The organism is Paenibacillus sp. JT22N7 (genome assembly GCF_059383875.1).
The window spans coordinates 151,827-175,147 of the sequence record NZ_JBXENY010000005.1; the positions used below are offsets into that span (position 1 = coordinate 151,827).

Genomic DNA, 23,321 nt, shown 5'->3' on the forward strand with positions numbered 1-23,321 from the left:
AGTACCAACTTTACGTGGTACCATTTCCATCCTTATTTTCTTTTTCTAATAGACCAAGTGCTTTCACCTGCTGCGCAGCCTCTTTCGAGCCGCCCAGCTGCAGCTTCTTGAGTATATGGTTAATATGGTTTTTAACCGTTCGAATGGAGACGAACAGCTTATCCGCCATCTGCGACTGCGAATAGCCCTGATCGACCAGCTCCAGCAATTGCAGCTCCGCAGGCGTAATCAGATCGCGCACCTTCTTCACTTCAAAATCCCGCTCCAGCTGCTTCAGCCTGCGGAATTCCTCGCGCATCTGCTCCGCCGCCGCCGCGCTGATCGGGGACTGGCGCTTCGCCGCCGCCGCAATCGCCGCAGGCAGCGCTTCAAAGTCGGATTTGATCTGGTAATCGATCGCTCCCACCTGAAAAGCTTGCAAAATCAGCTCTTTCTCCTCCATCGACGTCAGCATAATGACCCTCGCTCCCGTCGACATCGCCGTTGCCTCCGCCAGCTCAATGCCCGCCGGCTCGTCACCGAGCATAATATCCATGAGTACGACATCTGGCGCCTGGCGCCCTCCAGCAAGCGCTTCCCGCACTTCCTGCGGATTATCCGAGGTGAATACGACTTCAATGTTCGGCTGGGCTGCCAAAAAAGCCTTCAGCCCGCGCAGCCAATCCTTGTCGTCCTCCACGATCCACACTTGTATGTTATCCATCGGCATGTTCCCCTTCTCTCAGCCTTATCTCTATTTATATCTCTGTCTATTTCTCTGTCTCTTTCTATTTCTGTATCTATTTCTTTTTATTTCTCTTTATCTCTCTGCCGCTTTGTGCTCGTAATTCGGGCTTGCTCCCGCAGTATACTGCGCCTGAATCGCCTTTTTCTTGAATATCATCGATACGAGCGTGCCTGCTCCCAGCTTGCTCTGAATATGCAAAGAGCCGCCATGCTTGCGCATCACATGATACGCATACGGCAGGCCAAGCCCGAAGTTTGTACTGCCCCCGCGTTTGGTCGTATAAAAGGGCTCGAACGCTTTGGCTGTCTGCGTACGATCCATACCCGGCCCCGTATCGCGCACCTCGATCATTATATCCCGTTTCGTCTCTTTCATTATAAAGCTCAGCGTGCCTTTGCCGTCCATTGCTTCAATGGCGTTCGAGATCAAGTTGCCAAGTGCCTCGGTAACTTGCGCACGGTCAATCATACAGCTCCAGCCCTCCGGCAGGCTGCTTGAGAAACGAACGCCTTCAGCGATCAGCTTATACGGCTCAAGCGTCATGAGCAGCAGCTCGCCAAGGTCTTCCCGCGTAGGCTTTAGCGCCAAATCCTCGGTGCCGTGATGGACACGGCCAATCATTTCCTGGATGTGCCGCGTCGTCCGCAGCACGGTCTCTGCATCGGCAAGCAGCTCCTCCTGGTTCGTGGATGCCGCGTATGCGCGCATCTTCTCGCCGAAGAGCCGCATTTTGCCGACGTCATTTTTGATCGCATGATTGAGTATAGCCGTACCTGATGTAACTGCTCGCAGCGTCGAATCCAGACGGCGACGGTCGATAAAAACACGTACCCCCAGAAATCCGTAGGTAAACAGACCTATAACAAATACCAGCGCCCCAATGCCCACAAACCAGGTATTGTACACCCACATCCGCAGGAAACCAAGGCTTGGCAGCACATAATTCATCGTTGCGCTAAACAGTACCGGAGTCAGCACCGACGTGCATACGATCCAGTGGCGTCTCGCTTGAGCCAAATAACCCGGATTTTTCAGTAATACATTCACCGCTCCGACGGCTATATAAGGCACAGCCCACCAGACAACAACTGTAAATGTAATCGGATACGTTTCCGTGTAGCCCGGTGTAAACAGCAGGCAGGCCGCAATCGGAATAAACAGCAGCAGCGGCAACACTCGCTCATAAGGCTGCAATCGGTCGATAGGGCGATAAGCCAGCGCAAACAATAGGAAGGTGTATGGCAAACCGTAGTAGGACAGCAGCGAGCAAAATGCTTGCAGCATATACAGCAGCTGATCTGCCGTTTCGTTCATATAATGTTGGCTCACATAAGGAATAATCCGCTCATCCAGCACGACCGACATCGCCCCGGCTCCGCCCGTAAAAGGTACCCCGCTGAGCCGCCTGCTCACAACCGAGCGTGGGTCGGACAGCATCAAAATAGAAGCAATTCCCCATAAGGCAATTAGGACAAATAGCACGCCGCAGCCCTCTTCTCTCTATATACTCTCTTTTATGCTCTGCTCTAACCATATAGCGGAGCGCGGAAAGCGTCAACCCTCTGAGAGAATATGTGCGGCGAATGGCATAGGACTGCCCGCCTATTCATGAGATTAGGAGTTCAGCTAATGATTGTACATACCTCAAAATGGTTATTTTGCAACGTTGTCCTCATTTATACGTATATGGAAGGCGGCTTATTTATTTTTTTCTAATATAAAGCTGTAATACATAAAGTACCTTGCTGTTATAAAAAGATAGGGAGCTGCCTATGCCGGATTTTTTGCTTGTGCTATTTTTGTTCAATTTATCTTTATTTCTGTTGCACGAAATGGATGCGATACGCCATTCTGAATGGAGATTGTTTATCTTTCTTAAGGATATGGAGGATTCGAAAGCCTATAAGGTGTTCACCTTTATTCATCTTCCGATATACACGATTATACTCGCTCTGCTTTTCAGCGATTATCAGACGGTTACGTTTTGGGTGCTGGATATATTTTTTATCATCCATGCCATTCTACATCTCTTTTTTGAAAAGCATCCCCGCAATGGCTTCAAAAATACGTTCTCGCGAGCCTTTATTTATCCAATGGGGATGATCGCGGCGATTCATTTGTTGTTGATGGTTATGAAGTGAGTGTCGAATACGTCCGGCTATGTCCGGATCCGGAAATCTTGGATATGTACGATATGCAGAATATGCAAGATATGAAGGTGTTCAGCGAGGGTTGAAGTTATTATATTCCGCTTAGGGGAGACCCTGCGAATCGTTTAAGAAAGACCTGACCCCCTATTACTTTTGGCGGTCCATTTTTTTGTTCAATTGATGTTCGTTAATCACTACTATAACAGGAATATGGACTAAGTATTTGTGATCAGGCCCCAATCGCTCTGTTCCTCATGGCATTAAGCTGTTAATCAAGGCATACCTATTCTAATTTTGTTAGGCTGGGACAGAAGGAGACGATTATGTCTCAGACGGCGAAAATGGTAACTGTTTCCATTTCCTAAGGACTGAGGTTCCGCTATTGTAGCCTTTTATACGATTTCAGCCCGTAAGCGGACAGGAGATCCGCTATTGCCCTCATAATCGCGTCAAAATGGCAATTGGCAAAGCATTAGCGGCTCCTGTGTCCGCCTAATTCTCGATTGACCGTCATCCGGTTAAATAGCTGATTCTGTGTCCGCCAAGTTTCTGACACTCCATTATCGTTTGCATACTCTCCCTAGTATAACAAACCGTGTATTAGCTCCACCGACCCAACAAAGTGCCATCATTCAAAACCAGTGTGGCTTATCGCCCGAAAGTAAACCCTCCAGCTAGCTTCTATTTTAAAAAGAAAGTGTCACCTATTTGAGAAGTAAAATATGTTATCTAGTCGTGTTATAAAAACAGAAAAAAGCCTTATATTCCAAGGCTTCTTGCGTTCTTAAATATAGAACTGTAATTAGTTCGTAGATGCCCTACTCTTCAAGATAGTGCTCTTTTAAAATGCGATCTCGGTCTGCTGCATCAACTTCTGCCTTCCCCTTGTTTCAGTCCACACACACTCATACAGAGTACGACTATATGTACAGTTAGCGGAGGATACATGATGACGTTTCAATCTACACACTCACATAGAGTTCGACAGCAATATCAAATGAAGGACTTTATCAAAGATTGGTTTCAATCCACGCACTCATATAGAGTGCGACGCCTCTGCATTGGGATACCCTTGCTCCATACAACTGTTTCAATCCACGCACTCACACAGAGTGCGACAGCGAAAAATAGATAAATGGGTGCCACAATGGCATTCATTTATCTAAATCAAACGAAAATAATACTATAACGTTCGCAGACAATTCTTGATTTTTAAAGAATTTACTCATTTTATGTATGATTCAACAAATTTCGAGGTGCGAATCTCCCCTAGGCTTCTTATGGGAGCTTCACATTCGCACCACGACCCAACTCTATTCTCTATCTACAAGAATATTACTTCCCCGCCCCTTCGTTATACGCTCTCAGCAGCGTATAACGATTAGGCCGCACCAAATGCGCCTCACTCAAGCTGCGGGCAAGCAGTTCGTCGCTCACACCTAGCTCAGCCGTTGTGGATGGCCCACCCACTTGCTTCAGCCAGCCGCGAATGGTCTCCTCATTCGGAATTTCCGCGATCAGCTGGCTGATGCGTTCCGCATGCTCTGCCCCGCTAATCGCTGGCGCCTGCTCAGCAGCCAAGCGATGATACAGCCCCGAAATTTCCGCACATGCGACGCCAACCTTCGCTCCATGCAGCAGCTGGCGGTTGCCAAGGTGAATATATTCCATTTCCCAGTAGTGGGACAAATGATGCTCTGCGCCCGAGGCCGAATGGGATTGCCCGAACAGCAGCATCGCAAGGCCCGATTCGATCAAAGCGCTGATCAGCGCGCGAATGCCCTCTTCGCTGCGTGAGGCAATCAGCTCTACATTTTCCACACACTGCATTAAAGCATCACGCGTAATCGTCGCTACGATATCCGAATAAGCTTCCTCGCCCGCAAGCGAGCCGTAGGACCAATCGAACAGGGACGTATATTTGCCAAGCATATCGCCAAAGCCAGCGGCTACCATAGCGACAGGAGCCTGTGTCAGCACATCGAGATCGGCAAAAATCGCGTCCGGGCCAATCGCGGCGATCGTAATCTTTTCACCCCGAATAATAATCGGTGCTCCCTTGGAATTGAAGCCGTCTACGGACGGAGCGGTCGGCACGGATACAAACGGTATGCCCGCCGTAAAAGCAGCATAACGCGTAATATCATGAAGCGTGCCGGAACCAGCCGCAATGACCACTTCCGCAGCGTAATGCTGAATATCAAGCAGCAGCTGCACAATGGATACTTCGTCCGCAATGACATCTCCCTGTTGGTTAGGCTTAATCAGCGTTGCCTTAACCGCAATATCTTTCGCAGCAATTGCCACTTCCAATTGTTTTCCAGCTATTTCATATGTGATGTTGTCGGACACGATTAAAACTTTGCGATAGCCCTTCTTTACCAAATAAGGTGCGACCTGCTGAGTGGCTCCACGTTCAATAAGCAGCGGTTCAATTACGATGGACTGGACGGAGGAGGCGTCATAGCCTGCGGCAGCCAGCTTGAATTTTTCCATTAGCGTCATGAGTTCGTTGTCCCTTCTATCTTCAAAGTTGTATACGAACATTGTCACGCGCTAATGGCAGGTTTGTCAACCTTTGGCTTGCAGGCTTCGCCGCGCCTTCCTCTAAGCATCCAGCTTTTTGTTCAGCAAGTACAGCATGATGCTCACAAGGATAGCACCGATCACGATTTCAAGCGACATAACGCCCCAGTTTCCAATCGAAATATCGCCTGTTGGAGACACTAAGATAGACAAGCCTTCAGCGGTAGGCTCTGAGACCATCGTGCCGAATAAATTATCGTTAAACAACAATTCCTCCACATAGCTAATGACAAATTGCAGCAGGACGAAGACTGCTATTGCTACCCATGGAAAAAGCTTTTTATTAAAGAGATGCCCTACTGTAATCGAAAAATAGACTGTCAGCATCAAAAATAGGAGCGTCCAAAATATTAAAATAAAAAACAGGACTCCCGTCTCTAAATTAGGTAGACCCAATACATCCAGCAAGGCGCTTGGGGACAGCCATTTAAACAGCCAGACATGAAGCAGCACGATCCCACTCAGCGCAGCCGATAATACGAATTGCAGCAGAAGCGGCGAAGCGATTGTTTTCCACGTGGCCAGCGGCAATAAGCGGCGACCGTACGATTTAAGGTTATGGGAGTACGTCTTTGAGGAAAATATGATCAACATGAAGGCAACGAATAAATAGCCCATGAACATTAATGTAAGCGACAATGCAGGCTGCCAATTACGAGTTGCACTAAAAAAGGAAAGTGCTCCCTGCAAAATAATAAGCGCAGCAGCCGAGCCCATAATTAAATTCGCATTGCGTTTCCAGTCATATTTCAATAAGTTTATCATTCTGAAAATACCTCCCTGAATAGTTCATCTACACTTTTACCATGCTTGGAGCGTATGCTCTCCACATCCTGACGCAGTGAAACTTCACCGTTTTGAATAAAAATGACTTCATCGAAAACCCGTTCAATGTCGGTAATTAAATGCGTCGAGATAAGCACACAGCTGTCTTCATTATAAAATTTAACGATGGCGTCCAAAATTTTGCCCCGCGCGACGGGATCAACACCGCCTATCGGCTCATCGAGCAAATAAAGCTTAGCCTGACGCGACATCGCCAGCGTGAGCTGCAGCCGCTCATTCATCCCTTTGGATAAGGAGCTAATGCGATCATTGCGATCCAGCTTCAAAAAATCGAGCATGCTTCCCGCTTTCTCCTGATCGAAGTCCTTATAAAAGTCACTGAAAAAACGAAGGGCATCCTTCACCCGCATCCACGACTCGGTTACCGGCTGATCCGGCATAAAGGACGTAACCGCCTTCGTCCCGATGCCAATCGGCTCCCCGCAAATTCGAACGCTTCCTGAGGTTGGCTGAATGAGTCCTGACGCCAGCTTCATGAGTGTACTCTTGCCGCTGCCATTGCTGCCAAGCAGACCAATAATTTTGCCAGCTTCCAGGTTTAAATTAATATTATGCAGCGCTTTTCTCGATCCGTAAGTTTTCGTTACGGCTTGCAGTTCAACTATCTTCTTCATTCGTTTATTCTCCCCCCGCCTATTTCTGATCTTCCTTGCTAACCGCTTCCGTAACAATCGCTACAATGTCATCCTTCTTAAAGCCCAAATCGCGCATCCCCTGAATGAAACGTCCGAGCAAATCAGCCGCCATTTCTTTCTTAATGCTCACAATCGCCGCCTCCTCGCTCGTTACATATCTTCCAAGTCCCCGTCTTGTTTCGACGATGCCTTCACGCTCCAGCTCCTGAAAAGTACGCTGGATCGTATTCGGATTGATTTGCAGCTCCACTGCAAGCTCGCGCACCGAATCGATTTTATCGCCGGGATTAAGCTTCCCGCTAATAATTTGCTGTTTAATGTAGTTCATGATCTGGATGTAGATCGGCTGGTTGTTGTCAAATTCAATCGGCATAAGTCACCTCCGTGTTAATGTATTAGTGTTATATCTAAATAGTACACTAATATTCTGTTGTTGTAAAGAGTTGGATAAAAAAAAGGCTGCCTCCAATCGCCCACGGGCGCTGAAAGCAGCTATTTCATTGATGCTATTCCATTTTCCAATCCGCTCTAAAGGCTAGCTTACACCTTGAATACAGCCGCTTTTTCGCGCAAATTAGTGGAAGAGCCCTGCAGTTTCTCAGCCAGCTCTTGAAGCTGAATCGATACCTCGAATTGATCTTCGGACATACCGCTCATCTGCTCCATTTTGCCATTTACCTCGGAGGAGGTTTGCAGCAGCTTGTCTACTGAGCCAACAATATCGGTAATGCCTTTTGTAATTTCATCAATGCCGACAGAAATTTCGCCCATTTGCTCGGACAATACGCTGCTTTGATTTTCCAGACCATTAAACATTTCGCTAGCCGTCACCGATGCCTGCTTCGTCGTTTCTATCACTTCCGAGAAGCTGCTCAAGCTTTGGCTGCTGTCGGCAAAATCGTTCTGAATAAGCTTAAGCTCCTTCGTAATATCTTTGGAAATGATATCGGTCTGGCTCGACAGCTTGCGAATTTCCTCCGCTACTACAGCAAAGCCTCTGCCATGCTCGCCTGCACGCGCCGATTCAATCGAAGCATTCAGCGACAATAAATTCGTCTGTGTGTTCAAATCCTGAATGCCGCCCAAAAACTTCGTTACATTATTGTAGCGCTCATTGATTCGGTCGAAGGACTCGGTAACTCGGGCAAATTGCTGCACCGTCTGATTCACCATCTGCACAACGCCCTTCATATCGGTGGAACCTATACGCGATGACTCTCTCATTTCTTTCATGTCGCGATTAATATATTCGGTTGAAGCCGCAATTTGCTGCGAGCTTGCCGATATTTGCTCCGTTACGGCCGAGATCGAAGTTGCATCATCATACTGGGTCATCAAAATCGTTTTGCCGTTGCCAATCTCTTCCTTCACCTGCTCGGAAGCGTTCTGATTGCGAACAATCATATCGCCCATATTGCGCGAGGCTTGCAGAACAACCGTGCTTACATCCATAGTCGAACGAAGGGTGTCACGAAGCTCACTTCCCATTTGCGCCAGCGAGCGGTCAATTTGACCAAATTCATCTTGGCGATCCAGCTTCTCATCATAGGTGAAATCGTTATTTTGATAAGCGGTAATACGCTTCATTAAACCAACGATGCCTTTTTTTACATTCCGGCTTAACGAATACGACATGAGGAACGGCAGTACTGCCAGCAAAACAATATTGATGATAATAATCGTATTGGCAGCTGCAATACTTTTATTTAATGTCTCCTGTGTAGCGACCGTATCCACTTCGAGCCAATTTTCTACCGTTTCATTCGCAAAGCTGAGAACAATCGTATATGTACTGACAAGCTGTTTGACCTTGGCGGAGCGGTCTTCAATGGTTAGCAGGCTGTGATTGCCGTTTTCTTTATTAAGCTGCTCCAGTGCAAGGCCAAACACATTGCCTTGGTTCGAATAGGCGGTGCCGTTATCCCCGTGAGGATATTTTTCATCCAGGTACGCTAGTGTAACCTTCAATTTTTCTACCCGCTCGGGCATCGACTTAAGTGCCAAGTTGATTCCATCGTCGCCGGTGCTGCCGTTTTCTACGGCATCAATCATCGAAAGCAGCGTGCGCAGCATCGAATCCGATATCCCTTGATATTCTTTTTTGGCCTCCTGAAGCTCATTTGAAGCTTTCACTGCACTTCTAACCGAAGCATTTTGCATAAAAATCCACCCGCCAGCGACGACGTTGAACAAGGTGATTAATGAAGTGATAAACAACAGCTTCGTTGTAACCTTTTGTTTCTTCAAGAAATCAGAAATCCTTGATGTCCATTTTAACCATTTTGCCTCTCTCAATCGGTTAATCATCATTTTCTCTCCATCTCTCCTATTACACTGAAAAACAAAAGCTATCCAATCACCGCGACGAATTGAACAGCTGAATCAGCCTATAGTCCTGTACCGGTGGTTTGGCTGCCATAGTTCAATACCTTAGGCCCATAACTTTGCGCCCCTATCTTTCAATAAGTTTGCCTTTTTCAGTATGTAATTTTCTATTTATTTCGACACTTTTAAAGTATAATTTAGGAAAACCTTTTTGTAAATTATAAAAAGCGAGATTATCTGACATGATACTTTGAAACTAGTGCCTAACAACGTTATAATATTAGCGAATGCTAGCTATTAAAGTGATTTTAGGGGGGACAAGATGGATTTTCGACTAGATTTAATTGAGGATAAAATCGAATTTTTTGAGGCTTTTGACTTACGTACGCTCGAAAAGCACATTGACCAGCAAATTGAAGCGAATAAAGCACTGCTATTACAAGTTCATGCGATTAGTCATCATGCTGTGTTTCATCCCGATCGCGGGAAAATGCTGTACAGCGCAGTCGTTCATTTTAAAGTTAAAAAATAGGCCAATTCGGGCATTTGAACGCTGCCCGAATTTTTTTCAAAAAAATTTAAAAAAGGTATTGCATCCTCCTAAAGTTCTGTGGCATAATACATCTTGTGTCCAATACATAACCGCGCCGTTGTAGCTCAATTGGTAGAGCAACTGACTTGTAATCAGTAGGTTGGGGGTTCAAGTCCTCTCGACGGCACCATTTTTTTCCCGGGACGTAGCTCAGCTTGGTAGAGCACCTGGTTTGGGACCAGGGGGTCGCATGTTCAAATCGTGTCGTCCCGATATTTTATAAGTTGTTTCAAGCAGGCCCTCTAACTTAGAAGGGTTTTTTATTTTTTTCATTAAAAATAAGCCGCACTTAGCTGGAAGTTTTGCTGCCCCCGCTAAGCGCGGCTTTTCTTTTGCCCCAATAGATTCATTAATGATGCTGCCGAATCATCGCCTCTGCGGTGAGCAGCCCTGACATGGCAACCATCGGCGTTCCCCCGCCGGGATGGGTCGTTCCGCCCGCAAACCATAGTCCGCGCAAATCCGCACGATTGGACGGCCGCAAAAACGTCTGCTTTGCTGAATTCGAGGAAATGCCATAGATGGCGCCGCGAAATGCCGACGTATCCCGCTCCAAATCCTCCGGTGTATACAAAGCAAGCTGCTCTGCTTCCCGATCCAGTCCCTCCAAGCCATAGGCAGCCAGCTGCTTCAACAGACGGCCCTGATAGCGCTCCGCCTCCCGCTCCCAGCTCCAAGCGTCCGACGTATACGGGGCATTCGCCAAAATAAACAGGTTGCTGCCTCCTTCCGGCGCCAGTTCCTGTTCCAAATAGGCGGAACAGCATACATAAATCGCAGGATCGGCAGGAGCCTCGCGGCGCGCGAAAATCGCCGAAAATTCCTCCCCATACCTTTCCGGATAAAATACAGTATGATGCAGCAGCTTATCGTAACGTCTGCGTATGCCTGCAAGAGTGACAAAGCCGGACAGAGAAGGCTCGTAAGTTGAAATATGGCGATTCGTCATGGCAGGCCGCAGCTGCTCGCCGAGCAAATCGCGGCATACGGACAGCACATCTCCGTTCGCGAGCACCAGATCGGCTGGCACAAAACCGCATTCCGTCTCTACTCCGCTTACGCCGCCGCCTTTTGCAGCAATGCGCTGCACACGCACCGAGGTGCGTATTTCCGCCCCCATTTCCTCCGCAAGCTGGCGCAGACCTTCAACGATGCTGTAGGTGCCGCCTCGAACACCAAAAACGCCAAGCTCTGTCTCGACATGCGGCAGCATCGCGAAGATTGCTGGCGCCCGATCAGGAGCTAATCCGACATAGGTCGCATAACGTCCAAACAAGGCCAGTGTGTTGGGATGGCGAAAATAGCGGCGCAGCAGCATAGCGGCAGCAAGTCCTCCCGGTCCGGCGCCTACAACAGCAACATGCCTGGTCTTCATTTATAGTCTCTTCCTTCCCATGCTAGAATCAGCTTTCTATAAATGCCCGTCATAGACGGCTCGATCCGCAAATTCGCCTGAGCCGCAGCCGGTTATATCGCAAAATCGCTATAAACGGCAAATTGGCCGCCAGCGCGTAGCCTACCATTAAATAGCCATACAAAGGCTCGTTCCAGATGAAAAATAACGGCGCGGGCACGATGGACAGCCAGTGCGTCCATTCGCCTCTGAGCGTTTCCCCCATGTACTCCTGGTAATAGGCTTGGCCGCGCTTAGCAAGCCTTTTCTTCTGGAATCCCCTGCGGAACAAAAAGCTGCCATCCGGCACGCTGTCCTTCCAGGAGCGGATGAACAGCACCTGCTCGTAGAAACGCTCCTCGCCGCTTTTATCAGGCTGCTTCGGCTCTGCTCCTCTGCCGAAGTGCCGCTTCTCCTTGCTGCGCTCCGCTTTGCGCACTGTCCCGCCTGCTCCTGCTCCTGCTCCTGCTCCTGCTTCTGGTCTTGCAAACCAGCGCTGTGGCAAGCTCGTATGAAAATAGGAGACGCCGAGATGGACGAGCAGCCATCCGCCAATATTCAGAGCGAGCACAGCCAGCGACGGCAATGCCTGCGCGCTCATAGCTTGCCTCGTTCCCGGCTGCCCATTGAAACGACTCGCCCTTTCCAAGAAACCTTCCTCCTAATGAAGGTCGAGAACAGCGAATAAGCGAAAAATAACAGAAACAAACTGAGCGGCAATGGGTACAGCAGTGCTGTCCAGCCCTTAAAACTCCCGGTTTTGCGCAGCCATAGCCCGAGCTGCAAGCTGTATGCCGCATAGCAGGCGACGCCTGTTCCCAGCAGCCAATAATCCGCCTCGACCTGCCCCCCAATTGAAGCAAGCATAAGGGTCACAGCCGATACGGCTCCGGCCAGCCACAGCGATACAGCGCAGGCTACGAAGGGCGCGTTCGATGCAGCGCCTGCTGCGAAGCTTTTGCTCCAGCCGCGGAACATGCTGTTCAGGCCGTCCGGGTACATTCTAAAGGAAATTTTTTCGCAGCCCATAAAATTGGACACCGGCATTTGATCAGAGCTAAAGGCTCGCCCCAGCTCGAAATGCTCCAATACTTTGCCCCGTACTGCCTCATGCCCGCCGATGCGGAAATAGTCATCCCGGCGGCATATGAGGCAAGGCCCAAACGCTCCCGCCCGGCTGTCGCCGTCGCCAACCGAAGCGATGACAATCAGATTGAAGAAAGCAGACAGCTGCTCATAAGCACGCTCCATTCGGTGGTAAGGCTGCACCGATACGAGTCCGCCAGCCTCCTTCTGGCTGGCGGCCAGCAGTTGTAAAGCATCCTTTTCCAGTTCCACATCCGCATCCAGAAAAACAAGCAGCTCGCCTTGCGCTGTTTTGGCTCCCGTCCAGCAAGCCCAGCTTTTGCCGATCCAGCCGTCTGGCATCTCCTCCGCCCGAATGACAAGGGCGCCATTCGCGGCAGCAAGGCTTGCCGTTGCATCCTCCGAGCCGTCATCGACAACGATTACTTCTACATGACTTAGCTTCTGCCGCTGCAAGGCGTGCAGCAGCTTGCCGATATTAGCCGCTTCATTGCGTGCCGGAATGATGACAGAAATGGAGATCGGAACAGCGCTATTTTTCATGCCTGCTCCGTTCGCATCATCTGCCCCATTCCATTCATCTCCCTCATGAATGTCCCAATCCGGCAGCCGGCTTACCCGATTTTGCAGCAGCAGGCCGCACAGCCAGCCGAAAACAGCCCAAATGATCGAGAAACTCATCGCTTCCCCCTCCTTCTCCCGTACATATAGCCAATTGCCTGCTTTAGGCCGCTAAATGCCTGCTCCCGGTAAGGAAACCAATTGATTTGCGAGCTTCTGCGCCCAGCATTGACCATGACCGACTTTGAGCGGCAAAAGGCAAGCAGCCCTTCTTCGCCATGCGTACGGCCGAAGCCGCTCGCCTTCACCCCGCCAAAGGGCAAATGCATGTTGCCAATATGCCTTACAACGTCATTAATCGAGCAGCTTCCCGTCTCCAGCCGGGCTGCGAACGCTAGCCCTTTTTTTTCGATTAGCCGTAAAAATGCTTGCGCTAAGCCCATAAGGCGAAGCATTTGCCAGCCGGATTACTTCCTCCTCTGACTGAAAGGCCATAATCGGCAGCAGCGGGCCGAAAATTTCCTCCTGCATAAGCTGCATCTCCTCCGTCACTCCGGTGAGTACGGTCGGCGGAAACAGCGGCGGCTCCGCTCCGGGCGGCAGCCCTCCTGCCGCAATGCTGGCGCCTTTGGCTACAGCATCGTCCAGCAGCCGTTTCACTTTATGCCAGCCTTCTTCCGTGGCTAATGCTCCAATCTTGGACCAAGAACCGCCTTCGGCTTGCCTTAGCTCCCGCGTATAAGCGACGACCGCGGCCAGAAAGGCTGCATAAATGCTTTCATGAACGTAAACCCGTTCCACGCTAATACATACCTGCCCGCTGTGCAAAAAAGCACCCCATACCGCTGCGCGAGCGGCTCTCTCTATGTGGGCATCGGCACATACGATCATCGGGTCCTTGCCACCAAGCTCCAGCACGCAAGGAATGAGCTGCGCCCCTGCTCGCGCCAGCACACTGCGCCCAGCCGCTTCGTTTCCGGTAAACCATAGCTTGTCAGGCCGTGCATCAATTAAGCGCTCCGCTTCCGCCTTCCCGCCTTCAACCAATTGAAGGACACCTGGCGGAAATGCAGCTTCCTCGATTAGCGCAGCAATGCGCTTGCTTAGCAGCGGCAGCTTCTCCGATGGCTTGAGCAGCACCGTATTCCCTACAGCAGCTGCCGCGAGTGCCGGAATGAGCGTCAATTGAAGCGGGAAATTCCACGGGGCAATGATAGCCGCCACGCCGCAAGGCTCATATGTAATGTGCGAGGAGGAGCCTGCGAGCCACAGCGGGGTGCGAACGCGGCGGGAACGCAGCAGCTTGGTCGTATTTTTTTCATAATAAGAAATAGCTTGAATGACCGTCAGCAAATCCGTCGTCAGCGCATCCATCGGGGTCTTGCCTGCCTCTTGGCCAAGCAGCGCAATCCACTCGTCCAAATCGCGAACGAGCAGCTGCCGCACCGAGCGGATATGCTGAATTCTATCCCGCACAGGAAGCGCCCTCCAGCTCGGAGCTGCTGCGCGGGCAGCAAACATTTCTTGCATCATTTAATCCCCCCAGCAAGGGCCGCCTTTATACGATTGGCAAAATGATCCTAGCAGGTTTTAATTCGCCAATAATGGGCAACACCTTAAATACAGGACCTACAGGAATGTAACTGCTAGATTTGAAGCTAGCTAACTATTAATTAACCCTAAGGTATATTATAAAACATCTTTTTCGTTTATATAACCAAGTTTTTAAAAATATCCATTTGGCTTTAGTAAACAGGGAGGCGGAAACGAGCGATGAGTAAAAAAATCGTAGTAATTGGCGGAGGCTTGGGCGGCCTATCCGCTGCCATCAGGCTAACGGTTGACGGCAATCATGTCACCGTCCTGGAACAGCAGGAACGTGCAGGCGGCAAGCTGAATATCCGCTCGGGCAAAGGTTTTTCCTTTGATACGGACCCGTCGATTTTGACGATGCCCTGGGTGCTGGAGCAGCTGTTTGCTAGTGCGGGCAGACGTCTGGAGGACTATATGACGCTGGAACGGGTGGAGCCGCAGTGGCGGACTTTTTTCGAGGATGGATCGCAGCTTGACGTGACTGGCGATCTGCCAATGATGCTGGAGCAGCTTAGCAGCGTAGCGCGAGAGGATGCCAAGGGCTTTCTGGCCTATTTGCAATACTGCCAGCAAATGTATGAGCTCAGCATGAAGAGCGTCTATGGAAAAAGCCTCAGCGGCCTGCAGGACTTGCGGGGGCAGCATAGCATGAAGGAACTGCTGGCGATGGACCCGCTTCGCACGATGCATCAGAGCACGAGCCGCTTTTTCAAAGACAAGCGCTTGCGCCAGCTGTTTGATTTTTTCATTATGTATATTGGTTCATCGCCTTATGCAGCCCCAGCCGTGCTTTCTCAGCTCATCCATGTGCAGCTTGGACTCGGCATTTATTACGTCAAGGGCGGCATGTATAATATTGCGCTGGGCATGCTGAAGCTGCTGGGCGAGCTTAGCGTGGAGGTGCGGACGAATGCGCCTGTCGCAGTACGCTGGGCAAGGCAGCAACGGGCGTTACACTTGCAGATGGCACGGTGCTTGCCGCCGATCTCGTCGTCTCCAATTTGGAGGCGATTCCGACCCATCGCAAGCTGCTCGGCCACCATCCGGGAGCTGCCGCAGCGACAGGCGGCATGAGAAAATATGCTCCAACCGTATCCGGCCTCGTGCTGCTGCTTGGCATCGATAAAACCTATGACCAGCTGCGCCATCACAACTTCCTGTTCTCGCGCAATCCAGAGCGGGAGTTCCAGGATGTGTTCGTCTCCGGCATCCCTTCGCCTGATCCGACCGTCTATATTGGGGTGTCCAGCATTTCCGACTCGACACAGGCGCCTGAGGGACAGCAAAATTTATTCGTGCTCACCCATGTTCCCCCGCTTAAGCCAGGCGAGGATTGGGAGATTTACAAAGAGACGTACCGCGAGCTTGTGCTGGATAAGCTGGAGCGAATGGGACTGGATGACCTGCGCTCGCACATTACGTTCGAATACAACTTTACGCCTAATGATTTGGAGCAGCTTTATGGCGCCAACGGTGGTTCAATCTACGGCGTTGTCACCGACCGTAAGCTGAACGGCGGCTTCAAAATTCCGAGCAAAAGCGAGCTGCTGGACAATTTGTATTTCGTCGGCGGCTCCACTCATCCCGGCGGCGGTGTGCCGATGGTTACGTTGTCGGGCCAGCTTACAGCTGACCTTATTAAAGAGCGGGCGGATAGCCGCTCTGGGGGCAGGACAACAGCTGGGTAGCCATTTTAAAATGACCGCTGTAAAATGGGAAAGAAGGTATCTCCCCCTAGCGCAAGCTTTGGGGAAGATACCTTCTTTTTTTCGAAATGAAAGGGTCATCATCTGTTAATTATTTTTACCGCCATCCATTGGCAATAGAATAAGCTGAAACGCTTAATTACTTTTGAGCTGCTCCGTTCACTTGTGTTCAGTTGTTTTCCCCAGCAGCAGCAGAAGTCAGGCTATCGACAATAATCGGCAGCATGGCTTCCAGTGTGATAGGATCGTTAAAGGCTGCAGAATCTTTGTCGAGATAAAACACCCGATTATTTTTAATTGCAGGAAGCCCCTTCCACAAATCACTATCATACATAGGGCTTGTATCAGCGGTTCCGGTCGCATCCGGTGATGTAAAGATATAGTCGCCAGCAAACTCAGACAGCTTCTCAAGCGATATTTCCGCCCAACCAAGCTTTAGATCGAATGCTGGAGGGGCCTGCAGCCCGAATTCATCATATAAAATTTCTGTTCCCCTGCCATAGCCTTCACCATAGACATACACACTTTTATCATACTGGCTGAGGACAGATACGGTTTGGTCACCGACTGCCTTTATAACCTGTGGTTTATATTCGGCAATTTTTTGTTCCCAAGCATCGACCCATTGTTGGGCTTTATCGATACGATTCGTTAATTTACCGAATTCAAGCAATTGCTCTTTATAGTTTTTCTTACCGTATTCTATCGTTACGACTGGCGCGATTTTACTCATGTCTTCCAGTTTATCTGTACCTTTAATGGCAATGATAAGATCTGGATTTAAGGTGATAATCTTCTCAACATCAAAAGCAGCCGGAGATCCAATATCCTCTACATCGTCGATCTGTCCTTTATAATAAGGATTTCCCATCGTCATTGTTGGTGCTCCAACCGGATTAATGCCAAGCGCCATGAAATATCCCACGTAGGCATGGGTCAAAACAACTATTCTTTGCGGGTTTCGGGGGATCTCGACCTCGCCATCTGCACCTGTGTACGTTACCGTTGCTGAAGCTGTCGAGTTCTGATTTGTGTCCACCTGTCCATTGTTACCACTAACTGCTGCGCTCGAGGCTGAACCAGAATTTGCAACAGAGTTGGTACTGTTCACTGACCCTGAGCATGCGCTTAGAAGTAGAGTAAAACTAAGCAGCAAAGTTAAGGCGGTTGATTGTTTTCTGTTTCTGATCAATTCAAAAGCTCCCTTGTTTGTATATTGATAATGGTTATCACTGCGCTTATTAATATACCGTTTAAGCTTATGAGGAACAATGGATGATTTAAGCATGAGGGATGGATTATGCTGCTTAGTATTCAAATCAAGATAGGTTTGACGATAGTGAACAGGAGATTGTCCGGTTTGTTTTTTGAAGATGCGGCTAAAATAATACACATCCGTATAGCCGATGTTTAAGGCTATTTCTTGCAGCGTTGCTTCTGTACTTTCAAGCAGGCTTTTGGCTCTGGTAATCCGCAAGCGAATCATATATTCAATGGGGCTGCATGCCGTGCGCTGCTTGAACATTCGCGATAAATGGCTGGGACTGCAATCCAGCATCGATGCCAGCAATTCCATCGTCAACGGCTCAGTATAATGGTCATGCAAATATTTTAGCAATTGCTCAGCCGGGTCTGCCCGAATGATTCGAACATCCTGTTCGCGCAGTTGGCTTACAAGCTCATATACGAATTGATAAAACAATGTCCTTGCATGCAGCAGCTCAAGATCACCGGGCGTCAGCCACTCTTGGGCCGTTCGCTCCAGCTTCTCATACAACGACAATGGATACAAAGGAGCATAACCATATTGAATCTGCAAAGGATTTCCTGCGGTCATGATACTGCGAATTTCAGGGTTTGCCTGTGGCGGAAACCAGGCTTTGTACAATATAAGATAATATTCGAACCGCCCTTCCTTTGGCTGTATGTTCAGGCACATTCCTTTGCCGCCATGCAGCACAAACATGCCGCTCACGGCATAATCCACATCATCAAGCGTAATTTGTGCTGAACCGCGAATAGCAAAAAGAAACCCGTTGGCAGGCAGCAGATATGACCTAAGCTCACCGTCACTGGTTATATTTATATGTCTGACATCCATCAGCTTAACTGAAGCAGACGTCCAAATTAACATATGTTCGTTTAATTTCACTCCGTCACCACCCGTTGCTGTTACGTCGATGATTTTTCGACTTCTCCCTATATACTACTGATAACGATTCTTATGTGCAATGATATTAATGAGATACCACTAGCGTCCGCCAAAAACGATAGCACCTCCTACCCATGCTGCCCTCTAGCCAGAGATATTCTCTTTTTCGACTACCTTGGATCGTCAAGCTGTATAAACATTAAACGAGTATACAAAAAAGGCATTTCCCTAGTGAAAGCTTCTGGGGAGATACCTTTTTTTCAGGAGGAATTTATTTTACTTGCTCTGCTAAATTTCCGATTTGAGCGATACATTCCTATGGCTAAACGACAGAAGGCTATGCGGGGTGTTACAATAGCAAAATCGACAACTAGCGGAGGAATGCAACTTTGAACGTCACCGATCTATCTGCCTATGCACAATCTTATTTGCAGCAAATTAAGTTGGAACGCAATTTAACCGACAAAACGATAAAGGCCTATTATTATGATCTAAGCGACCTCATTAAATGGATTAGCGATTCCGCTCAAGGCGATATCGAGCCCCAGCATGTCAATTCGTATTTCCAATCGTTGCAGGCTAAGCAAATGAAAGAAACGAGCATTAAACGTAAGCATTTTACCATAAAAGCTTTTATCAAATATTTGACTACACAAGGTGTTGTCTTTGAATTACCTAGTGCCATTGGCAGATCCAGCTTCAAGCTTTCAAAGCGGATTCCCAAAACTTTAACGATAGCAGATGTGACTACCTTACTACAAACGACAGAGAAAGAAATGCTAAATCCACGCACTAATTATCGCAAAATTATGAGCAGCCGCAATTCCGCCATTATAGAGCTCCTATTTGCCACAGGAATACGCATTGGGGAGCTAGTTGGCATTCAGCTTGAGGATCTTAATCTTCAAGAGCAAACGCTGCTGATTTACGGCAAAGGCCGAAAAGAACGCCTGCTCTACATAGCAAGCCATGAGGTGATTCATAAGCTGGAGCGCTGGCTATCGCTTCGGTCACAGCTGGAACCTAAAGCAAAAGCTTTTTTCATTAACAAATACGGCAATGCTTTATCCATCTATGCGATTGAGGATATTTTTTATAAGTACAGGGATATAGCGAAAATCAATGAAAAAGCAACACCGCATTACTTGCGTCATACGTTTGCTACTCACTTGCTCAATAACGGCGCCGATTTGCGCTCCGTCCAAGAAATACTCGGCCATTCCAGCGTCAGCACCACCGAAATCTACACCGAAGTCTCCATCGAACGTAAAAAACAAGTTCTAACTAAATATAACCCAAGAAACAGCCTTGAAATCTGAGAAAAAATCTCCTAATAACTATAAATTATTTGGAGGTTTTGAGTTTTGAAAACATTGTTTAAGGGGTGTTTATTTGGATAACACAAAGTTTTTCAATTTTAAATTTGTAAATAGAAAATTAGAACAAGAAAAACTAAAATCTTTTTATAATCATGAATTATCCTCAAATGTAATGTGGCTTTCTGGACCTAGCGGAGTAGGAAAATCCTATTTGATTGAACATACTTTAAAGCAAGTATCGAATCAAAAAATAATTCGGCTTGATCTGTCTAGTGCAGACCAAAATATTAACTGTCTTAAACAATTATTAAGTTTACTCCAAGAGAGCACAAAGATGTCCTTTAAGGATTTTATCAAAAACAATTACACTTCCGCCCTTGATATTACAAAAAATGTTATTAGTATATTTTTTAAAACAAAAGGAATAGAAGTAGATATAGATGGTTTGTTGAATTTTGTTTTTGATAAAACTATTGCATTTGTTGAAAGCGAAAAACAAAAACATCAATCAGGATTTATAGTAATACAAAATTATATTAATCATATCCTCTCTGATGGAAACATGATTATATACATTGATAACTTTACGAATTGTGATAGTAAGTCATTAGAAATTATTTCAGAATTGCTTGGTTCATACATAGGTAATTCTAAAATTTGCTTCCTGCTCACCACAACAAACGAAAAATTCAATGAAAGAACTGATATTTCCAAAATACTTATTGAGAAAATTAAACTTGAACATTTAAAAATAAATCCGTTCACTAATCAAGAATATTTTAATGAGATACTGCTTCATATTTTTGATTTAAATCATACTGATGATGAAGATCTATCCGCTCTTTTTTCTGCATGTGAAGGTTCACCGGAAAAATTACGGTCAACACTACGCAACTTATATTATCATGACGGCATTACAGGGTCCGTAGAGAAAAATAATGCAAGAATTGTAGCTGAAAAATTCAAAGAAATTATATCAAAGAAAACTACATCTCTTGATGTAGATAAGCTATCAGAAGTAGAAAAGATGATCTTAAGAGGGATTCTTGGGTTTGGAAAAATAATTAATACTAACGTGTTAGAGGAAATTACACGCTTTCTGAACGAAAAACTGTTTAAAATGAGTGAAATAACACATATAGATTTTTTGATGTCTTTAGAAAAATTAAGCAACACTAAAATTATTAATATCTCAATTGAAAATAATGTGAAAAAAGTGCGAATAGAACATGATTTAATTTATCGAGCATTGATAATGCGATTAGAGAGTCCTATTTACCAACCTCTAGTAAATTTCCATTTATATAATTTCTTAGAAACGAATGTTGTATTTTTGACGGAAAATAATTTATCGAATGACGATATTAGCTATCTAATTGCATGGCATGCATTTAGGGGCGAAGTAAGCAATTGGGAGGAGATAAATCTTAATTATGGTTTAAGCAGGTTTCAAAATAACCAGTTTAACGATGCTATATTAATATTTGACAGACTAAAAGCCCATTTTAGAAACTTTACGAGTGAGAACTTACTTGAAATTGCTACTTGTTATTATGAAAATGGTAAATATGCTGATGCAAAAGATATATTTAATTTCATAGATGCAGAATCTCTAGAAATAAAACTTCGTTACAATTATTATTATTTTTATGGAAAGACTGAAAACATGCTGATGAATAAACAAGTAGCAATTAATTATTTTCAGCAAGCTTTAAATAATGCTGAAGGGGAACAAGAAAAGGAAATCATGTCACTAAACATGAAGCAACTAGCATTACTAGAGACGCCCGATGGTCGGGAAGGCGCCTTGAAAATATTTAATGACATAGCATTAAACTTAACAGAAGAGCGTATGCAGAGTAGAGCAACTGGTTATTTATTAAGAACATGTATAAACTTCTATAGCGGCAATAAAGCTATTGATTTTTTAGAGGCTGCTGAGAAGATTGCTGAACTTAATCAAGATAGCGTTGAGAAAGCATTTATACAAAACAATAAGGGTTTTGAATGGTTCAAACAAAACAAATCTAAGGAAGCTTGTGATGCTTTTAACAAGTCAATTGAGTTGCTTTCGCCAATCAAAATTCACGAAATATCATACCCGTTAAACAATCTTGCTATTTGCTCAATGGTAAAAGGAAAATATGCTGAAGCAATTAAGTATTTGAACAAAGCAAAATTCTGGAACAATTCAAGGTACGCCGAGTTGACTATAAAAACTCATTTAGCTGTTTGTTACAGCCAAGAGAAAGAATATGAAAAGGCTGGGACAGAGACCGATAAGCTCTATGAAATAATCAAATCAGGAAATGTTATAGATTCTACTATCATAAGAAAGATATGCATAAACTTGGCGATTATAAATAAACAGTTAGGCAAAATTGATCTGGCTAAGGAATGTATTGAAATGGGTTACGCATATGCGAAAAACACGTCTACAGCTTATAGAGCGAATCAACTCATTAAAGAATTGTCCCCCCACTTTGCTGGTATAAACACTACCAGTGAAACTGGGGGTACATATTGTGCAGAAGCTATTTTTGAACCTTGGTTTATTACATTTACACATGATTGAAGTTTTTAGAACCTGCTTAAAACTGATTCTATATAATATTGTAAGACATCTTTAAAGGAAATGTTTCTTTTACTGCAAATAAAACCAACTTCACTGCTTGTACTAATCCTTGGAACTGAATTAATTTCTAGGAAGTATATATCACCTGAATCTGTAACACGATAATCAATTCTACAAATATCTATAGCACCAATATGTGCAGCAATTTTTTCAGACGTTAATTGAATTTTTGTGACTTGTTCAGAAGAAAATACTTCCTCTCCAATTAAGCGTGTGGACAGCTTATTAGCTTTTTCATATATTCCAAATACTTCTCTATAATTAATAAGTCCCTGATGTGATTGAATGACAATAACTTCATTTAATTTGATATCATTTTTATTACCTATAACTAGATTAGTAACGTCATATCCGGCAATATATTCTTCTATAAGAACCTCTTCAAATTCTGCTAACAAATTTTCGATTTGCAAGTGCGCTTCTTCAATAGTATCGCAAACACTTTTTAAAGTGATGCCTAGAGAGGAACCTTCTGTATTAGGTTTTACTATAATTGGAAAATTCAAGCGCTTAAAAAGCTCAGCCTTCAATTGGGTATGTTTATTTATGAGAAAACCGGCTGGAATAAGGACATCAAGCTCATTTAATGCAAGCTTTGAGTAATGTTTATTGTTCATAAGGGCTGCTACAAAGGGAGGAGAACCACTATATTTTACTTTTAGGATCTCACACAACATGGGTACCTGAACTCGACTGTAGGATTGATTGAGTCCATCAGAAAGATTAATAAATATTTTATCTTCATAACGATTATTGTTTTGACTAGCTTTTAGTAGTTCAGGAACTCCACCGAAAATATTACAAGGGTACCCTATCTCATTAATGGCATCAAGTATTTCAAGTACACTGTCTTTTTTTGGATGATCATTAAAAACTTCTACACCATCAACGAATTTCGAAGGAAATGATTCTCTAAAATCACAAACTAGTTCGATTTGAAACACAACAAAACCTCCAAATAATTTATAGTTATTAGGAGGTAATCAGCCCGACTGCCTCCTCCTTCTCAACCTGT

20 protein-coding genes, 2 tRNA genes and 1 riboswitch are annotated in these 23,321 nt (G+C 46.1%); of the genes, 8 read left to right on the top strand and 14 right to left on the bottom strand.

The features are described 5' to 3' along the window. Nucleotides 1-10: 10 nt before the first annotated feature. Nucleotides 11-703 carry a response regulator transcription factor gene (locus AC50Y5_RS15245; RefSeq protein ID WP_056041688.1) on the bottom strand — a complete coding sequence of 231 codons (693 nt, stop codon included), beginning with the start codon at nt 701-703 and terminating at the stop codon, nt 11-13. 96 nt (nt 704-799) lie between these two features. Continuing rightward, a complete protein-coding gene (locus AC50Y5_RS15250; protein ID WP_494861800.1) occupies nt 800-2,209 on the bottom strand; it encodes a sensor histidine kinase in 1,410 nt (469 codons plus the stop codon). 290 nt (nt 2,210-2,499) lie between these two features. Here AC50Y5_RS15250 and AC50Y5_RS15255 point away from each other — a divergent pair, with 290 nt between their 5' ends. Then, nucleotides 2,500-2,868 (top strand): DUF6713 family protein, encoded by a 369-nt coding sequence (locus AC50Y5_RS15255; protein ID WP_494861802.1) that lies wholly within the window; start codon nt 2,500-2,502, stop codon nt 2,866-2,868. 1,344 nt (nt 2,869-4,212) lie between these two features. Here the strand turns inward: AC50Y5_RS15255 and AC50Y5_RS15260 are convergent. The 5 genes from AC50Y5_RS15260 to AC50Y5_RS15280 all read right to left on the bottom strand — a co-directional run bounded on the left by AC50Y5_RS15260 (nt 4,213) and on the right by AC50Y5_RS15280 (nt 9,191). Continuing rightward, on the bottom strand, nt 4,213-5,382 hold the full coding sequence (locus tag AC50Y5_RS15260; RefSeq protein WP_494861804.1) for a sn-glycerol-1-phosphate dehydrogenase: 1,170 nt from the start codon (nt 5,380-5,382) through the stop codon (nt 4,213-4,215). A gap of 102 nt (nt 5,383-5,484) precedes the next feature. Further along, nucleotides 5,485-6,228, bottom strand: a complete 744-nt coding sequence (locus AC50Y5_RS15265) for a hypothetical protein (protein ID WP_494861806.1) — start codon at nt 6,226-6,228, stop codon at nt 5,485-5,487. Further along, nucleotides 6,225-6,923, bottom strand: coding sequence for an ABC transporter ATP-binding protein (locus tag AC50Y5_RS15270; RefSeq protein WP_494861808.1), 699 nt, complete (start codon nt 6,921-6,923; stop codon nt 6,225-6,227). Before AC50Y5_RS15270 ends, AC50Y5_RS15265 begins: the two co-directional genes overlap by 4 nt. A 19-nt stretch (nt 6,924-6,942) precedes the next feature. Next, the gene (locus AC50Y5_RS15275) at nt 6,943-7,317 is read right to left on the bottom strand and encodes a GntR family transcriptional regulator (protein WP_056041699.1); all 375 of its coding nucleotides are present in this window, start codon (nt 7,315-7,317) and stop codon (nt 6,943-6,945) included. A gap of 167 nt (nt 7,318-7,484) precedes the next feature. Beyond that, nucleotides 7,485-9,191: a methyl-accepting chemotaxis protein gene (locus AC50Y5_RS15280; protein WP_494861810.1), complete on the bottom strand. Its 1,707-nt coding sequence runs from the start codon at nt 9,189-9,191 to the stop codon at nt 7,485-7,487. Between the two features lie 152 nt (nt 9,192-9,343). Continuing rightward, nucleotides 9,344-9,427, bottom strand: a riboswitch (cyclic di-GMP riboswitch). 164 nt (nt 9,428-9,591) lie between these two features. On the opposite strand from AC50Y5_RS15280, the gene AC50Y5_RS15285 reads away from it, so the two are divergent. The 3 genes from AC50Y5_RS15285 (at nt 9,592) to AC50Y5_RS15295 (ending at nt 10,074) form a co-directional block, all read left to right on the top strand. Continuing rightward, nucleotides 9,592-9,801 carry a YrzA family protein gene (locus tag AC50Y5_RS15285; RefSeq protein WP_056041703.1) on the top strand — a complete coding sequence of 70 codons (210 nt, stop codon included), beginning with the start codon at nt 9,592-9,594 and terminating at the stop codon, nt 9,799-9,801. 114 nt (nt 9,802-9,915) lie between these two features. Beyond that, nucleotides 9,916-9,991, top strand: a tRNA-Thr gene (locus tag AC50Y5_RS15290). 9 nt (nt 9,992-10,000) lie between these two features. Beyond that, nucleotides 10,001-10,074 (top strand) — tRNA-Pro (locus AC50Y5_RS15295). A gap of 136 nt (nt 10,075-10,210) precedes the next feature. Here the strand turns inward: AC50Y5_RS15295 and AC50Y5_RS15300 are convergent. From AC50Y5_RS15300 to AC50Y5_RS15320, 5 genes are read right to left on the bottom strand one after another with little or no spacing between them, the layout of a single operon-like run. Beyond that, nucleotides 10,211-11,236, bottom strand: coding sequence for a phytoene desaturase family protein (locus AC50Y5_RS15300; RefSeq protein ID WP_494861812.1), 1,026 nt, complete (start codon nt 11,234-11,236; stop codon nt 10,211-10,213). A gap of 49 nt (nt 11,237-11,285) precedes the next feature. Continuing rightward, nucleotides 11,286-11,903, bottom strand: a complete 618-nt coding sequence (locus AC50Y5_RS15305; protein WP_494861814.1) for a glycosyl-4,4'-diaponeurosporenoate acyltransferase CrtO family protein — start codon at nt 11,901-11,903, stop codon at nt 11,286-11,288. Continuing rightward, complete coding sequence (locus AC50Y5_RS15310) at nt 11,852-13,021, bottom strand: glycosyltransferase family 2 protein (protein ID WP_494861816.1); 1,170 nt, start codon at nt 13,019-13,021, stop codon at nt 11,852-11,854. Before AC50Y5_RS15310 ends, AC50Y5_RS15305 begins: the two co-directional genes overlap by 52 nt. Then, the gene (locus AC50Y5_RS15315; RefSeq protein WP_494861818.1) at nt 13,018-13,356 is read right to left on the bottom strand and encodes an aldehyde dehydrogenase family protein; all 339 of its coding nucleotides are present in this window, start codon (nt 13,354-13,356) and stop codon (nt 13,018-13,020) included. The genes AC50Y5_RS15310 and AC50Y5_RS15315 overlap by 4 nt, the downstream gene beginning before the upstream one ends. After that, nucleotides 13,256-14,434 (bottom strand): aldehyde dehydrogenase family protein, encoded by a 1,179-nt coding sequence (locus AC50Y5_RS15320; protein ID WP_494861820.1) that lies wholly within the window; start codon nt 14,432-14,434, stop codon nt 13,256-13,258. Before AC50Y5_RS15320 ends, AC50Y5_RS15315 begins: the two co-directional genes overlap by 101 nt. A gap of 240 nt (nt 14,435-14,674) precedes the next feature. On the opposite strand from AC50Y5_RS15320, the gene AC50Y5_RS15325 reads away from it, so the two are divergent. Then, nucleotides 14,675-15,568, top strand: a complete 894-nt coding sequence (locus tag AC50Y5_RS15325) for a phytoene desaturase family protein (RefSeq protein ID WP_494861822.1) — start codon at nt 14,675-14,677, stop codon at nt 15,566-15,568. Continuing rightward, complete coding sequence (locus AC50Y5_RS15330; RefSeq protein ID WP_494861824.1) at nt 15,466-16,182, top strand: phytoene desaturase family protein; 717 nt, start codon at nt 15,466-15,468, stop codon at nt 16,180-16,182. The genes AC50Y5_RS15325 and AC50Y5_RS15330 overlap by 103 nt, the downstream gene beginning before the upstream one ends. A gap of 187 nt (nt 16,183-16,369) precedes the next feature. Here AC50Y5_RS15330 and AC50Y5_RS15335 read toward each other — a convergent pair whose 3' ends face one another. Then, nucleotides 16,370-18,352 (bottom strand): ABC transporter substrate-binding protein, encoded by a 1,983-nt coding sequence (locus tag AC50Y5_RS15335; RefSeq protein ID WP_494861826.1) that lies wholly within the window; start codon nt 18,350-18,352, stop codon nt 16,370-16,372. Between the two features lie 428 nt (nt 18,353-18,780). On the opposite strand from AC50Y5_RS15335, the gene AC50Y5_RS15340 reads away from it, so the two are divergent. Further along, entirely contained in the window at nt 18,781-19,671 is an 891-nt protein-coding gene (locus AC50Y5_RS15340) for a tyrosine-type recombinase/integrase (protein WP_494862311.1), read from the top strand. A 73-nt stretch (nt 19,672-19,744) separates the two neighbouring features. Then, the gene (locus tag AC50Y5_RS15345; protein ID WP_494861828.1) at nt 19,745-22,246 is read left to right on the top strand and encodes a tetratricopeptide repeat protein; all 2,502 of its coding nucleotides are present in this window, start codon (nt 19,745-19,747) and stop codon (nt 22,244-22,246) included. A gap of 5 nt (nt 22,247-22,251) precedes the next feature. Here the strand turns inward: AC50Y5_RS15345 and AC50Y5_RS15350 are convergent, their stop codons facing one another. After that, on the bottom strand, nt 22,252-23,250 hold the full coding sequence (locus tag AC50Y5_RS15350) for an ATP-binding protein (RefSeq protein ID WP_056041718.1): 999 nt from the start codon (nt 23,248-23,250) through the stop codon (nt 22,252-22,254). Between the last annotated feature and the right edge of the window lie 71 nt (nt 23,251-23,321).

Coding starts and splice junctions, on each gene's coding strand:
- AC50Y5_RS15245 (WP_056041688.1), bottom strand. CDS start 703: ATGGATAACATACAAGTGTGGATCGTGGAGGACGACAAGGATTGGCTG.
- AC50Y5_RS15255 (WP_494861802.1), top strand. CDS start 2,500: ATGCCGGATTTTTTGCTTGTGCTATTTTTGTTCAATTTATCTTTATTT.
- AC50Y5_RS15260 (WP_494861804.1), bottom strand. CDS start 5,382: ATGACGCTAATGGAAAAATTCAAGCTGGCTGCCGCAGGCTATGACGCC.
- AC50Y5_RS15265 (WP_494861806.1), bottom strand. CDS start 6,228: ATGATAAACTTATTGAAATATGACTGGAAACGCAATGCGAATTTAATT.
- AC50Y5_RS15270 (WP_494861808.1), bottom strand. CDS start 6,923: ATGAAGAAGATAGTTGAACTGCAAGCCGTAACGAAAACTTACGGATCG.
- AC50Y5_RS15275 (WP_056041699.1), bottom strand. CDS start 7,317: ATGCCGATTGAATTTGACAACAACCAGCCGATCTACATCCAGATCATG.
- AC50Y5_RS15285 (WP_056041703.1), top strand. CDS start 9,592: ATGGATTTTCGACTAGATTTAATTGAGGATAAAATCGAATTTTTTGAG.
- AC50Y5_RS15300 (WP_494861812.1), bottom strand. CDS start 11,236: ATGAAGACCAGGCATGTTGCTGTTGTAGGCGCCGGACCGGGAGGACTT.
- AC50Y5_RS15310 (WP_494861816.1), bottom strand. CDS start 13,021: ATGAGTTTCTCGATCATTTGGGCTGTTTTCGGCTGGCTGTGCGGCCTG.
- AC50Y5_RS15315 (WP_494861818.1), bottom strand. CDS start 13,356: ATGCTTCGCCTTATGGGCTTAGCGCAAGCATTTTTACGGCTAATCGAA.
- AC50Y5_RS15320 (WP_494861820.1), bottom strand. CDS start 14,434: ATGATGCAAGAAATGTTTGCTGCCCGCGCAGCAGCTCCGAGCTGGAGG.
- AC50Y5_RS15325 (WP_494861822.1), top strand. CDS start 14,675: ATGAGTAAAAAAATCGTAGTAATTGGCGGAGGCTTGGGCGGCCTATCC.